Genomic DNA, 13238 nt, shown 5'->3' with positions numbered 1-13238 from the left:
GATGAGCCCTGCGTCAAGGCCAGCCTCGGGAAATCGGGTTCGGGCCCAAGCAAGCGGGCAATTGCCCAGGTCAGAGGCCCGAATGAAGATCCTGCGCAGAGCTGGCCGAGTCCTTCTTGTCTTTCTGGGGACTGCGCATGGCATTCGCGATCGCTGCCGCTGTCTCCTCGACGAGGTCAGCGGGAAGGGACGCATGGAGACCGTCCTTGACGGCCTGCATGACCCGGTTCACCGTGTCACGTTTACCTCGGCCGCGAGCTTCGCCGACGGCAATGCGTGTCTCGTCGCTGATCCCAGCAGTCCACGCTGTCTCCATCACATGGCCAAGGCACTCCGCGAGTTTCAGGGCGTCGGCCGTCGCATGCATGAAAGTGGATTCAGCTGGGTGTCTGTCGTCCGCGCCTGGAGCCCTCAGCGAGAGCACACGCTCGACCTCTCCTGTCGCCGGGCGCTGGTCAAGAGGCGCGCCGCCACCGAGCAACGCCCGCCACGCCGCATTGATCAACCCGTATCGGATGGCGGAGGCGACATGTGCCAACTCAGCGATGTAGTCGAGAAGCTCCGCTCGGGTGGTGCAATCGCCACCAACACGAAGGAGCTCTTCGCCGGCCCGCCGGACAGCTTCGCTCTGCTCCATGCTTGGTTCGCTTCCGTTCTGGCCGGCGAGGGTCTCATTCATCTCTGGCTTCTCCTTGGTGGTGCTGCGTAGCAAGGCCACCAGGTAGAACGAGCCGGAGGACCGGAAAGCGACGTCACCCTTGTCAGGCGTCGTCTTCGTCGTCGGAGTCCGCCTCTGGGATGCCGAGGAGGAGGCCGCTGAGTCTGCCGAAGATCCACTCACCGTTGGTGAGCGAGCTGTCTTTGAGCGTCACCGGGTGGACGAGCATAGCCGTGGCGCCGAGCACAGCCAGGGCTGCCTGTCTCGTACCGATGGTGGGGGCGAGCCGTTCATAGAGGCGGTGCAGCTGTGCCGCTCCGCGGGCCAGGATCTTGCCCTCGAAGTGCCATTCCGGGGTCTCCTCCCGCTTCTCCTTGAGGATGCTGAGCGCAGCGGGGACATCCTCGGGATTCCAGCTGTTGGGGTAGGCATCGAGCCACTCAATCGTGATGGTCAGCTGATCGTCGTCCGACGGAGCGGAGGGCTTCTCTGCGGTCGACGGGATGGGAGGGGGTAGAGCTTCTTTGATCTGAGGGAGGCTAGTGTCGATCGGGCTGCTGTCGAGGACGTTGTAGAAGAGCGCCCGGGTCATAGCCGCCGGGCCGTGGCCTGGAATCTCGTTGAACGGCTTGATTTCCCAGTCTGGGTCTGCGACCGCGCGGTGGGCATGGGTTTCGAACTGGTTGGTGGCATGAGTGCTCATGTGGGGGCGCGGAGCCCGAGGGTTCTTCTGCGCGGCTTCGGCTGCTGCCCGGGTCGCCCGCCAGACAAGGTTGTACATCTCGCCGAGCGTTCGGTGCTCGGCGAGCTTGTAGGCCGCCTCGCTGAGACGGGCGGAGTGGTTCTCCGGGACAGCGGGGAGATGGATTTCTGCCAGCCGGTTCGAGAAGTAGCGCAGGGCTTCCTCAGCGATGAGCTCCTGGGCAACGGCCAAGAGGTCGTCGTGGTGCCCTGCGGTCATGCCGGCCGGGTCCAGAGCGGAGGCCAGGTGGGAGTCGAGTGTCTCCACGGCCTTCCCAGGGCTTGTGCCGTAGGGCGCGTAATACCGGGCCGTCAGCGGATAGAAGTTGCTGGTGAGCTCTGGCGTGGCAACCGCGCACAGATCACCTTCAGCCTCACTTAGGGCATCCTTGAATGTCTCCGGCACCCAGACGAAGGCTGTGACGGGGCTGGAGGGGTGAATCTTCAGCAGGCCCGCTCGCACCAGCGCCCCCAGGAGTGAGCCGATCTTGCTGGTGTCCGGGTGCAGCGGGTCCGGCCATGCGCTGATCTCGGAGATGGGCGACGTGGAGGGCGCGTAGCGCAGCAGCGCAAGGGCGCCGATCATGTCCCGAACTCCAACAACGGGCAGTGTGGTGTGCTCCGACGGGAAGACGGCCGCGTACTGCTTCGCGACGGTCTCCTGTTGGACCTGCTGCCACCTGGCGCGGGCCTCGTCGACGGCTTGCTGTGCCTGTGCCTTGGCCTTGGCCGCTTCCCGCTTGGCCTTGCGTGCAGGATCAAGGACGGCACGTACCGCGAGGAGGAGCGATTCGGTGCACTCCACGCAGGCGGGGTCGTTGCCGTCGCAGACCTGCTGGAAAGCGGTCCGGGAAGCGAGACTGAGCGGCCCTCCGCATTCGGGACACTTCCGTCCGGGGACAACGGCCCGTACGCCGGCCGCCGCGACGACGTAAATCTGGTGACCCCAACCGGCGGTGTCGATGTCCTTGGTCTTCTCGCACCACACGGGTGTGCCGTAATCCGGGGCGAAGCCGGCCAAGGCCCAATAGCGCTCACCGATGGTCACCAGTTCGGGATCGGCCTCGTCGTCTGGGATGACTGCCGGGATGAGGTTGGAGAGGTCATCGACGGTCGGCTGCGGTTCGGGAAGGTCGGTCACGTCACCCACTGTAAAAGCCCCCGCTGACATTGCTGATCGGTGCTTGCCTGGCCGCTCACCGGTGGAAAGGGGCCTCATACGAGGATCGCCGCTTGCCGTTGCGCGCACGGTGGCGCAGGGCCCTGTTGCTTACGAGGCTGGCTGAACCAGTGACGCCGTAACAGCGCGTGGAGGTGTGCCCGTGGCCGACGGGCACACCTTGATGTGGCGTCTCAGTTCGCAGAGGGCCCCAATGTGTCCCAGGGCGAGGGGGGTTCGGGGTCCTGACGTGGAGGTGTCCCGCCGGGGTTGCCGTCGGGGTGCTGGTTGATCCAGCCCAGACCGCCGATGTCGAGTCGGTGGCGGGCTCGGGTGACAGCGACGTAGGCGAGGCGGGCTTCGGCGTCGTCGATGTCGCCAGGCAGAGGGTCGCCGTTCTCGTCCGTCTCTTCCTGATCCATCGGCTCGGTGAAGTCCTCGCCGATGCGGACGGAAGCCCATTCGCGGCCCTTGGCCTTGTGGGCGGTGGAGACCACGATCTCAGCGCCCCGTTCGACGGAGAGTTTGTCCACCGCGTCGAGGATGACGTCGACGCCGTGTTCGTCGACGAGGTCGACCAACGGCAGCAGGTCACGGCCGGACGGGTCGTATTCGGCGTATTCCTGGAGCTCGCCCCAGGACTCGAAGAGGATCAGCTCGGGGTGGGTGCTGCGCTTGCCGGCTTTGAGGTCGCGGGCCGCTCTGGCAAGGGCGCGAAGAGCCTCGCCGCCGCCGACGAGGGCGACGCGACGGCCTTCCTCCAGCAGGCGCATGACTTCGAGCATCGCGCCGACGTTGGTCCGACACAGGATCGCGTCCGGTTCCTGGACGCGTTCCAGGCGGGTGTTGATCGCCGAGGTGCCGGTCAGCCGGATCGGGGATTCGACGATGTGCAGCCACCGGTTGGCCTCCTCGGCGAGCGCGGAGCCGAAGCGGAAGGACTGGGACAGGGCAAGCTGGGTGCCATCGAAGGCACTCATCACGTCCCGGGCACCGCGCCAGCCGTAGATCGCCTGGGCCGAGTCGCCGACCATCACCAGCTGGGTGTGGTTGCGCTGGGCATTGAAGATCTTTTCGACAACGGGGTTGGTGTCCTGGGCCTCGTCGAGCAGCAGGAAGTCCGCTTGGATCCTCGGTTCGGTCAGGGCCCAGATCTTCAGGTAGTGGTCGTGGTCGAAGCGGACGACGCCTTCCTGGGGGTTTTGGACGTCCTTCCACGCCTGGTTGGCGTACGGCAGCACGACGTCTACGAGCTGGGCGTGCAGGTGTTCGGCTTCGATGCCGCGCAGGCGCGGGACATGGTGGCGCTGGATGGCACTGTCCGCAGACTGACAGAAGCGGGTGACGGTCCGCAGGACGGTGTACGAGAGCGCCTTGTTGGTGACGTTCCGCTCGCCGATGCGGATACGCATGTTGACGGCGATGCCCAGGGAGGCGCCGGTCTTCCAGCCAGGCACCCTGGGCGCATCCATCCGGGACGCGTACTTGTGGCCCACGGCGCCGAAGGCGAGCGAGTGCGCGGTCTTGCACCGCACGTTGCTGGGGAACTTGCGGGCCGCGTCGCTCGCGATCGACTTGTTGAACGCGATGTACCGGCCGGATTTGGTCGTACTGGCCGCAAGCATCGCCAGCGTCGTCGTCTTCCCGGTTCCAGCGCCGGCCTGCAGGACCAGGTGGTCCCCGCGCCGGAAGGTATCGACGGCCGTGCTCTGTTCGTGGGTGGGTGTGGGCATCGTGCTCCTCAAAGGGTGGGTGCGGCTTCACAGCGCAATCGCACGGTGACACACAGAGATGGTTCGCGTCCGGCGATCACAGAATCCGCTGCCCCTTCGAATGACGGCCCGCGCCCGGCTGGGTCAGCACAGGTGCATTTGTTCGTAGTCGGGCAAGTCGAAGTGGACGACATTGGCAGCGTCCACGCCCTGCTCGATGACGAGCTCCGCTTCACGCGCGTTCCGGACGAAGACGCGTGTCGATCGGTGAAAGGACCATCGGGGCACGGAGGCGGGATAAGGGCGCACGACACCGTAAAGCCTGCCGGCCGCGTACAACGGAACACCGTAGGCGTATTCCACGACAGTCTGGTTGTCGCGAGGCGCCGCTCTGGCAGACTTCTCCTTGAGCGACAGCGCGGCCACTGCGTCGACCAGTTCCCGCCATTGCTCGACGGACAGCTCCGCCCACCACCGCGCAGCGGCCTCTCGTTCCTGACGTTCTCTCTCCAGCCGTTCCTGCTCGGCCTGCCGGGCCTGCTCTTCTTTCTCCCGCCGCTCAGCTTCCCGACGCTTGCGCTCGGCTTCCAGCTCAATCATCAACAGCCGATGCCGCTCGCGCGCCTCGGCCTGGGCGGCTTCCTGCTCAATCTTGCGACGGCGTTCTTCTTCCTGCCGCCGGGCTTCCTCCTCCTGCCGTTTGCGCTCTTCCGCTTCCTCCTCCCGCTGCTGCTGTTCCCGCTTCCATGCTTCTTGCCGCTGCCGCTTCTTCTCGTGCCGGGCCTCGGCGGCGGTGGAGCGTGCCGTCGTCCAGATCATCCCGCGACGGGCCATGGCGCCGCCGCGTGTGAGGTAGATACGGCGATACCGCGCCAGGATTGGGTGAGGCGATAGCTGCTCGTTGAGCACCCAGCGGGTGAAGACGCCAAGTTCGGTCCCATCCACCCGGATCCAGGCCCCGCGGTCTTCGTCGAACTGCGCGATGCCGTCGGCTACCGTCCACGCAGCGACGCCCTGCGGGGGTGGGGTGACACGCACGGCCGGCACCGCGCCCAGCCATGGCACGCCCTCGTCGCGCGGTGAAACCCAGCACACCCCGATGCCCGCGTCGGTGTACCGGCCGGTCCGCTCCCGCAGGTCGTCAAGGGTGATCGGGGAGAGCTGGGCTTCCCAAGCCATGCGGCGGCCTCCGTCGGGTGCGGAGGCCATGACGTCGGCCCGCCAAGAACCGTCGGGGGCGCGCACTTCGAGCTCCGCATGCCAGCCGGAGGCTCGTACCACCGTGGCCAGTTCCAGCTTCAGCAGGTGGTGCTCGACGGACTCGTTCGACAGCTGGCAGTCCGGTGGCCTGCCGGGGTTGTGGGCGAAGTATCGTGCCCGGCGCGGAGAGCGCTTGGCGTGGACGTCCCAGCCGCACTCGGGGCATGTCAGTGAGACGCGGGGCCGGACACGGTAGACCTGCGACCAGTCCAGCCCGCAGCCCAGATCGCTGCGGGTCGCATCAAGCCGTCCGTGCTCTGGATGGATGGCGGTGAACGCCATACGTCTCCCTTCGGCAAGGGTCTTGTGTGCGGCCTCCGGTGTGCTGCACCCGGACGGGCTCCTCACGCTCAGGCTGTGGGTTCGCTCGCTGGCCATCGGGGTCGGCTCCGCGCCGGCAGGCGCAGGGTCCGTTGCAGGGAGGCCCCGTCCTCGGCCCATTGACGCAGGCGGTCCCGGTCGATCCAGTAGACGCGGTGGCGGTCTCCCCAGGCGCGTGCGTCGCGGGTGAACGTCCCGTTGGTGACCACGACGGCGATGTCAGCTCCGTGGGCGGGGCCAGCCGTACCGTTCACCTCATACATCACGCGGGAGGTGACCCGGCCGCCGCTGGTGGTGTGTTTGCACTGGGCGACGAACGTGCGCCCTATGGTGTCCTTGCCGATCACGTCGGCAGCCTGGTCACCCTGCTGCCCAACGTGCCGGGCGGCGATGCCGTCGCGGGCCATCAAGTCGCGCACCGCGAGTTCGAAATCGGTCGGATCCAGCGCGTCGAGTTCTTCAAGCGTCAACCGCAGGCTCGCCAGCCGGACGGCACGGGCCCGCTCAGTTGCCGCCCGCCGCTGCCACCGCACCACGAGCGTCACACCAACGCCGACGGCCATCGGGGGCAGCACGTACCAGGCGCGCAGGAGGGCCCCGGCGATCGGAGAGCCGAACTGCACGAGAGCGAGGACCACCACGGCCAGGATCACCCCGGCCGCGATCCACTCGGCGCGGTCCCGTGGCATGCGCGGACGGGGAACGCCAGGCCAGGGAATCAGGCGGCTCACCGGTTCACAGACGAGGAGGCGGCAGGCTTGGGCGAGGAGTCGTCCTTGGAGTCCCCGTTGATGCAACCGTTCAGCCACCCGTACAGCAGGACCACGACCACGGCCGCTGCGATCCACGCACCGCTCTTCTTCTTCGGCGTCGGGTTCTTCACCCAGCCCCCGCGCCGGTAGTGCATCCCCGGCCTGCCCTTGGACGCCATACGGACCCCCTCCACACCAGCGGACTGCCTTCGTACAGCCCGTCCTTTACTGATGTAGCAGGCACCACTGACAGGAGATGACGGATCATCAAGTCAACCTCATACAGAGCCCATTGCCGCTGTCCGGATCCGATCGCGCAGGTGTCCGATCCCCTAGCGCGACTCCCGTCGGGGCCGGGACAGCGGTGGCCAGCCCCCTACTTCCACAGTGTCCGGAATACGCGCCTGCCCGGAATCGATTGTTCCGTGCGAGGCCATCGAGGCGGACGGGGGAAGCCAGTGAACGATCTGAAGCTGTTCCGCATACGGGACGGCCAGGCGGCCGAGATCCCGGGAGCGGCGGTGGCGCTGGAGCGGCACCTGCAGACGCTGATCGAGCGGAACATGGAAGCGATGCTCGGCATACGGTTCCTGGCATCCGAGTACGGCACGGGTGCGCGGCACCGGGGGCGGATCGACTCACTGGGACTGGACGAGTGCGGTAACCCGGTGATCATTGAGTACAAGCGTTCGAATGGCAAGGCGGTGATCACTCAGGCGCTGTCGTACCTGTCGTGGCTGAGGGATCACCGACACGAGTTCGAGAGCCTGGTGAAGGAGCGGCTGGGCGACGAGGCGGCTGGCTCGGTCGACTGGAGCAACCCGCGCCTGGTGTGCATCGCCGGAGACTTCACGTCGCACGACACGAACGCGCTGGAGGAGATCGGCCGCCGGATCGACCTCGTGAGCTACCGGGACTTCGGCGGGGGCCTGCTGGCTCTGCAACTGGTCACCTCCGTGACGGGCTCCGCAACACCGTCCCGGACTCCGGGCACGCCCACGAACACGAGTGCATCCTCGGCGAGTCCTGGGGGTGCCGGCTCCACGGTCAAGTCGGTCCGGCAGTTCTACGACGAGTCGCCTCAGTCGCTGCGGGACCTGTACGCCGACCTCGACGCGATGCTGATCTCCCATGTCGATGTGCAGAAGGAGTTCCAGCTGCATTACATCGCCTACCGACGGATCAAGAACGTCGCGACCGTCCGCTTCCAGCCACGCAGCCACACCCTCGTGGTCCGGCTTGCGGTCGATCCCGACACGGTCGAACTGGTCGAGGGCTTCGCCCGCGACGTACGCAAGATCGGTTGTCTGGGGACTGGCCCTCTGGAGCTGCGGATCCGGTCACACGAGGACCTGTCGAGAGCCGGCGACCTCGTCCGGCGAAGCATCGAAGGCCGCTGACCCAGATCGCGGGGGCCGGTGTGCATCGGAGTTCCGATGCACACCGGCCCCGTCTTGCATGCCTTCAGGGGCGGCGGTCTGGCGTGGTCCGGTCTCATTCTTCGGGGCCTGCCAGTTCGAAGTCGTCCTGGGTCAGCGCGCGCAACAGTCGCTGTTCGGCGATGTCTGCATAGTGGTCGGACAGTTCGATCCCGACGAACTGCCGCCCCTCCCTCAGCGCGGCGACCCCCGTGGAGCCGGATCCGGTGAAGGGGTCCAGGACGGTCCCGCCTGGCGGGCAGATCTTTACCAGCTCCTGCATCACCTCGACCGGCTTCTGGGTGATGTGCACCCGGTCCTTCCTCGGCTGGCTCGCGGTGTAGAGGCCCGGCAGGTAGACGGGGTTTCGGTCGGCGTCGACCGGGCCCTTGGTGCCCCACACGATGTACTCGCAGGACTGCTTCAGACGGCCCCGCTGCGGGCGGGAGACTGGCTTATGCCAGGAGGCGATGCCGCGCCAGGTCCAGCCGGCAGCCTGAAGGGCGTCCGTCGTCGTCGGCAGCTGCCGCCAGTCAGTGAAGACAAGCGCGGCGCCGGATTCGATGGTGGCCCGGTACGCCTCGGTGAGCAGCAGGCTCAGCCAGAAGCCGTACGAGCGCTGGTCGCGGTTCTCGCCGGGGAAGTTCGCCAGCTGATGCTCGGCGTCGGCGGAGGTGTACTTCGAGCGCGCCGTGCGGCTGGTGCGCTCAGAGCTGGTGCGTCCGCCGCTGTTGTACGGCGGGTCGGTGATCACGGCATCGACGCTGTCGTCGCCGAGGCCGGCGAGTACGGTCAGTGCGTCGCCTCGGTGGAGGGTGTACGGCATCCGGGAGTTCTCGCTTTCCGGGGATTCAGTCGTGGGGCGCGCTTTCCTTCGGGAGTCGCGCAATGGTGGCTCCGGGCGGCACAAGAGCAGCCATTCGGGGCGGTTGATGGGCCGGAGGTTAGCGGCTAATTCCGGCCGCACCCAACGAGGCCAGAGCCCGTCAATCGCACGTAGAACGGGCCGGATCGAGAGGTCGTTTGGTGCGGCCGGAAATCGTGTCTACTGTCTCGCCGTGTTCGCAGGAAGGAGCCCGCCTCCACTCCTACTGACCTGTGTTGTTCTGTGCTGTCCCGTCCAACGCGGCAGTCCCCGCATCACAGTTGAGGCGTGTTATCGACGAGCGAGGGGACACATTTCCGATGTGCTGCCTGAGATTACGAGCGCGGCTGGCTGCCGCGCCCCAATGACATCACCCGCTTCCGGGAGTTAGCAGCCCTGGATACCTGATTCCTCACGCCCCTTCGGGGGTTCGGATTCACACCGGCGCGGCGCCGGTGACCTTTTCCACGAGAGATCGGCGCCGCGCCACCACAGTAAGGAGCTGTAAATGCAGCATGCTCAGAGCCTCGTATTGCGGCGGTGGCCGTGAAGACGACCGGCGCTATGGTGGGCCTGGTCGCCACCGGTCCCCTGCTACTGGCCGCCCCGCTCGTTGTCGTAGCCGCCAAGGATGCGGCGGCATGTACGGCCAGCAGTACACAGGCTGTGGACAGCGCGGCCGTAGCGCGGCAGGTGGAGTCGATTCTGAACGGCGGTAGGGGCGATTCGGTCTCGATCGTGGGCCTGAGCAATCCGGCCGAGCAGATACCGAACGCGAAGACCATCGTCGCCACGGGCGTCGCGCTCAAGGTGCCAACGCGCGGGCAGGTGGCCGCCCTGGCGACCGCACTGCAGGAGTCCGGTCTGCGGAACTTGTCGTACGGGGACCGAGATTCACTCGGGTTGTTCCAGCAGCGTCCATCGCAGGGCTGGGGCACCGCCGAGCAAATCCAGGATCCCGTGTACGCGGCAACGCAGTTCTATACACATCTGTTGAAGGTCGACGGGTGGCAGCAGCTGACCATCGCGCAGGCCGCGCAGGAGGTCCAGCGCTCCGGCTACCCGGACGCGTACGCCAAGTGGGAAGACCTCGCCACCGCCCTGCAGTCGGCGATCGCGAAGGCCCTGGGCTCCGCGGATGACTCTGGTGAATCGACCGACACGGCGACTGCCGCCACCGGTTCCTCTGGTTGCGCGGCCGAGGGTGGGGAGGACGGCGCCAGCTTCGGCACGATTCCCGCCGGGGCGCTGCCGGACGGTTACGAGATTCCCGCCCACGCGCCTGCCAAGGTACGGACCGCGATCCGTTGGACGCTCGGCCAGCTCGGCACCCCGTACCAGTGGGGTGGCTCGTGCACGGACTCGCACGGCCTGAACCCGATGGCGCGCTGTGACTGCTCGTCGCTGATGCAGCGCTCGTACGCCGCCGCCAGCGTGACGCTCTCCCGTACGACCTACACCCAGGTCAAGGAGGGCAAAGCCGTCTCCCTGGGGGCGGTGAAGCCGGGAGATCTGCTGTTCACCGAGGGCACCGCCGCAGACCCCGATCACGTGGGGATGTACATCGGCTCCGGGCTGATCGTGCACGCGCCGCGCACCGGTGACGTCGTCCGGATCACGACACTCGCGGCCTGGAAGTCCCAGGTACTGGCCGTGCGTCGCATCGTCGCCTGAGCGCACGGCCCCCGGCCGCCCCTTTCTTGTCCCCTAGCGCTCCGCCGTGACTCCGGGGCTGTAGCCCCCGGTTCCGAGGCCGTCGCCTCGCCTTCCCCCTCCCTCCGCTCCGCCCTGCCAGGGCATCTCCGCATACCCATTTTCGAACTGGAGTTCACATGAACTTTGCCGACCACGTCCGTTATTTGGCTTACGACCCGGGTGTGACGCCGAAGGAAGGCGGCTTGCCTGGCCTGTCTGTCCTGAAGGACGTCATCTCCTCGATCAACCTGTTCGGCATCATCGCCGTCGTCGGCGCCCTGGCAGTCTCCGCCGTGGTGTGGGCCTGGGGCCACCACTCCGGCTCGCACCAGGCCGAGGCCAACGGCAAGAAGGGCGCCACGGTCGCCGCCGGCTGCGCGCTGCTGCTCGGCGCCGCGAACGGGATCGTCACGTTCTTCTCAGCTCTCGGCTCGCAGGTCCACTGATGCCAGCGAATCGATCCGCCACGCACGCACGCCCGAGCAGCGCATCAGGAGTACGCGGCCGGGTACTGGCCGGGCTCGCGGTCCTGGCCGTCCTCACGGCGGTCGCCGGGCTGATCGCATACCTCGCCCGCGATGGCCGCACGACGGCCCGGCCCTCCGCCCCGAGCGCGACCGGCTCAGCGGCAGCAACGACCAGCGCTGCTCCGTCCCCGTCAGCCTCCGTGCCCGTCGGCAAGGGCTCGGTGGCCGAGCCGCCGAAGACAACCGACCCGGTGGTCTTCGGCAAGGCGTTCGCCAAGGCCCTGTGGTCCTACGACACCCGCACACTGTCACAGCCGCAGCAGCTGGCCGGGCTGAAGGCGTGGATGACCAGTAAAAAGAAGTACGCCGACTGGTCCTCAGTCACCGTCCAGTTGCCCACGAAGGATCTGTGGAAGCAGCTGCGGACGAACGGCCAGTACGCCACCGCCCGCATCAGTGAGGGTCACATCCCGACCGCGTTCACGGCCGCGCTCAACGAGAACCCGGGAGCGATCACGACCGCGTACGTCTACGCGGTCACCGTCACCGGCACCCAGTCCATCGCCTGGGACGGCGGCGGAGCTGGTGCCGAATCCCGCTCGATCACGCTTGCCGTTCAGTGCCGTCCCGACGAGCGCTGCGCGCTGTCCGGCATCGCTCCGGGCGTCAGCCCCTGACCCTGCACGAGAAAGAAGGGAGGCATCTGCCATGGCCGTGAACGTCTGTGTACTGCCGCTGATGTCCAGCGTCTGCGACAGCGTCACCAGCGGGGTCGGCGACGCCATCACCGATGGCATCGGCGCCTGGATCGCCAAGTCGACCGGTGAGCTCGCTGCTTCGGCGGCCGACCTCGCCGCCGAGGGCATCAACGCCACCACCACGGTGAATCTGAACGCGTCCTGGTTCCGCGACAACTACGAGCTGCTGCTGCCGATCGGGCTGATCCTCACCATCGGCACTTTCTGCCTGGCCCTGATCCGGGCCGCCTGGCGCCGCGACAGCGAGTCGCTGTTCGACGCGCTGAAGGGCACGATCGTGGGCGTCTTCTTCGCCTTCACCGCGATCGCCTTCACCACCGTCGCTCTGACCGTCGTCGATGCCCTGTCGGACGGCCTGTTCACCCTCGCCAAGAGCAGCATCTCCGACGCGGTCCGTCGCGTGGTCTTTGTCAGCCAGTTCGGGCAACTGGGAGGACTGGGCTGGCTGGTCCAGGCAACGGTCGCCCTCGGCGCCGCCATCGGCGCGTTCATGTACTGGGGAGTGATGGTCTTCCGCAAGGTCGGCATCCTGATCCTGGTCACCTTGGCGGTCTTCGCCGGGGCCGGAGGCGGCTGGGAGGTGGCGAAGCGCTGGCGGCGCGGCTGGATCGAGGCCACCGCCACGCTCGTCGTTTCGAAGCTGCTGATGACGATCGTGTTCCTGACCGGCGTCTCGGCCATGGGCAAGGCGGATGCGAAGGACGGGCTGTCCGCCCTGTCGGACGCGATGGCCGGCATCGTCGTACTCGCCCTGGTGATGCTCACCCCGTACGCCACATACAAGTTCGTGCACTGGGCCGCCGACGGCGCAGGCGGTGAGGACCTGCACCGCTCCGGGGCTTCCGGCGTCGTCACCGCCGCCCGCGGGGCCAAGACCGCCGGGCAGCTCGCGGTCCAAGCCGGCACCGGCACTCCCGCTCCGCAGGGTCCGGCGAGTGTGCCGGGCATGGGCTCGGGCGGGGTCGCCTCCGGAATCGACCCCACCGGCGGCAACAGCAGCACCGGTACGCCGAAGCAGGTCCGGTTCCGCTACGGCGAGGACCCCAACGCCACCGGCGACAAGGGCACTCCGCTCATCAAGCGCCCGCCGACCGACGGAGACCGGGGCCAGCCGCTGATCCAGCGCCCCGGCCAGCAGACCGTGGCGAACGCCCCGGCGGCGTCGGGCTCCGCGGCAGCCGAGGCCACCACGGGCCCGCAACCCCAGGGTTCTCCGACTCCGCTACGGCCTCCGGCCGCATCTGGAGGAGCGGCCTCGTCCGGCACCGGTCCCTCTCCGCAGGGCTCGGCGACACCGCAGCAATGGGTCTACCCCAACCCGCCGGGCGGATCGCGCTCCTAGCCCTTGGGCTCACACGGGGTGGGCCGCCTCGATGGCGGCGGCCCGCCCCCTTCCTTCTGTCTCTGCATCTCGCTTCAAGGACGGCTTCGC

At 67.5% G+C, this 13238-nt stretch carries 12 protein-coding genes; 5 read left to right on the top strand and 7 right to left on the bottom strand.

The window, feature by feature from the left end; all coding sequences use genetic code 11:
- Positions 1-70: 70 nt before the first annotated feature.
- From F9278_RS27990 to F9278_RS27965, 6 genes are all read right to left on the bottom strand, one after another.
- On the bottom strand, positions 71-679 hold the full coding sequence (locus tag F9278_RS27990) for a hypothetical protein (RefSeq protein ID WP_152170781.1): 609 nt from the start codon (positions 677-679) through the stop codon (positions 71-73).
- Positions 680-761: 82 nt separating this feature from the next.
- Entirely contained in the window at positions 762-2540 is a 1779-nt protein-coding gene (locus F9278_RS27985) for a hypothetical protein (RefSeq protein WP_152170780.1), read from the bottom strand.
- Positions 2541-2752: 212 nt separating this feature from the next.
- The gene (locus F9278_RS27980) at positions 2753-4291 is read right to left on the bottom strand and encodes a UvrD-helicase domain-containing protein (protein ID WP_152170779.1); all 1539 of its coding nucleotides are present in this window, start codon (positions 4289-4291) and stop codon (positions 2753-2755) included.
- Positions 4292-4414: 123 nt separating this feature from the next.
- Positions 4415-5812, bottom strand: a complete 1398-nt coding sequence (locus tag F9278_RS27975) for a competence protein CoiA (protein WP_193241669.1) — start codon at positions 5810-5812, stop codon at positions 4415-4417.
- A 68-nt stretch (positions 5813-5880) separates the two neighbouring features.
- Positions 5881-6540, bottom strand: a complete 660-nt coding sequence (locus F9278_RS27970; protein WP_152170777.1) for a restriction endonuclease — start codon at positions 6538-6540, stop codon at positions 5881-5883.
- Between the two features lie 38 nt (positions 6541-6578).
- Positions 6579-6782, bottom strand: coding sequence for a hypothetical protein (locus F9278_RS27965; RefSeq protein ID WP_152170776.1), 204 nt, complete (start codon positions 6780-6782; stop codon positions 6579-6581).
- 279 nt (positions 6783-7061) lie between these two features.
- On the opposite strand from F9278_RS27965, the gene F9278_RS27960 reads away from it, so the two are divergent.
- The gene (locus F9278_RS27960) at positions 7062-8003 is read left to right on the top strand and encodes a DUF5655 domain-containing protein (protein ID WP_152170775.1); all 942 of its coding nucleotides are present in this window, start codon (positions 7062-7064) and stop codon (positions 8001-8003) included.
- Between the two features lie 94 nt (positions 8004-8097).
- On the opposite strand, the gene F9278_RS27955 is transcribed toward F9278_RS27960, so the two are convergent.
- Entirely contained in the window at positions 8098-8847 is a 750-nt protein-coding gene (locus tag F9278_RS27955) for a DNA-methyltransferase (RefSeq protein ID WP_152170774.1), read from the bottom strand.
- 585 nt (positions 8848-9432) lie between these two features.
- On the opposite strand from F9278_RS27955, the gene F9278_RS27950 reads away from it, so the two are divergent.
- The 4 genes from F9278_RS27950 to F9278_RS27935 all read left to right on the top strand — a co-directional run bounded on the left by F9278_RS27950 (position 9433) and on the right by F9278_RS27935 (position 13148).
- Entirely contained in the window at positions 9433-10560 is a 1128-nt protein-coding gene (locus tag F9278_RS27950; protein WP_404819026.1) for a C40 family peptidase, read from the top strand.
- Between the two features lie 158 nt (positions 10561-10718).
- Complete coding sequence (locus F9278_RS27945) at positions 10719-11027, top strand: DUF6112 family protein (RefSeq protein ID WP_152170773.1); 309 nt, start codon at positions 10719-10721, stop codon at positions 11025-11027.
- The gene (locus F9278_RS27940; RefSeq protein ID WP_152170772.1) at positions 11027-11725 is read left to right on the top strand and encodes a hypothetical protein; all 699 of its coding nucleotides are present in this window, start codon (positions 11027-11029) and stop codon (positions 11723-11725) included. The genes F9278_RS27945 and F9278_RS27940 overlap by 1 nt, the downstream gene beginning before the upstream one ends.
- A 37-nt stretch (positions 11726-11762) precedes the next feature.
- Positions 11763-13148 (top strand): SCO6881 family protein, encoded by a 1386-nt coding sequence (locus F9278_RS27935; RefSeq protein ID WP_226967334.1) that lies wholly within the window; start codon positions 11763-11765, stop codon positions 13146-13148.
- Positions 13149-13238 lie beyond the last annotated feature (90 nt).

This window comes from Streptomyces phaeolivaceus, from assembly GCF_009184865.1.
GTDB lineage: Bacteria > Actinomycetota > Actinomycetes > Streptomycetales > Streptomycetaceae > Streptomyces > Streptomyces phaeolivaceus.
The sequence above is the reverse complement of the archived record's forward strand: the minus strand, read 5'-3'. Positions and strand labels throughout refer to the sequence as shown.

What these genes read in the sequence shown, in the direction of transcription:
- F9278_RS27970 (WP_152170777.1), bottom strand. Translation starts at nt 6,540, where the DNA reads ATGCCACGGGACCGCGCCGAGTGGATCGCGGCCGGGGTGATCCTGGCC.
- F9278_RS27990 (WP_152170781.1), bottom strand. Translation starts at nt 679, where the DNA reads ATGAATGAGACCCTCGCCGGCCAGAACGGAAGCGAACCAAGCATGGAG.
- F9278_RS27980 (WP_152170779.1), bottom strand. Translation starts at nt 4,291, where the DNA reads ATGCCCACACCCACCCACGAACAGAGCACGGCCGTCGATACCTTCCGG.
- F9278_RS27965 (WP_152170776.1), bottom strand. Translation starts at nt 6,782, where the DNA reads ATGGCGTCCAAGGGCAGGCCGGGGATGCACTACCGGCGCGGGGGCTGG.
- F9278_RS27975 (WP_193241669.1), bottom strand. Translation starts at nt 5,812, where the DNA reads ATGGCGTTCACCGCCATCCATCCAGAGCACGGACGGCTTGATGCGACC.
- F9278_RS27955 (WP_152170774.1), bottom strand. Translation starts at nt 8,847, where the DNA reads ATGCCGTACACCCTCCACCGAGGCGACGCACTGACCGTACTCGCCGGC.
- F9278_RS27940 (WP_152170772.1), top strand. Translation starts at nt 11,027, where the DNA reads ATGCCAGCGAATCGATCCGCCACGCACGCACGCCCGAGCAGCGCATCA.
- F9278_RS27945 (WP_152170773.1), top strand. Translation starts at nt 10,719, where the DNA reads ATGAACTTTGCCGACCACGTCCGTTATTTGGCTTACGACCCGGGTGTG.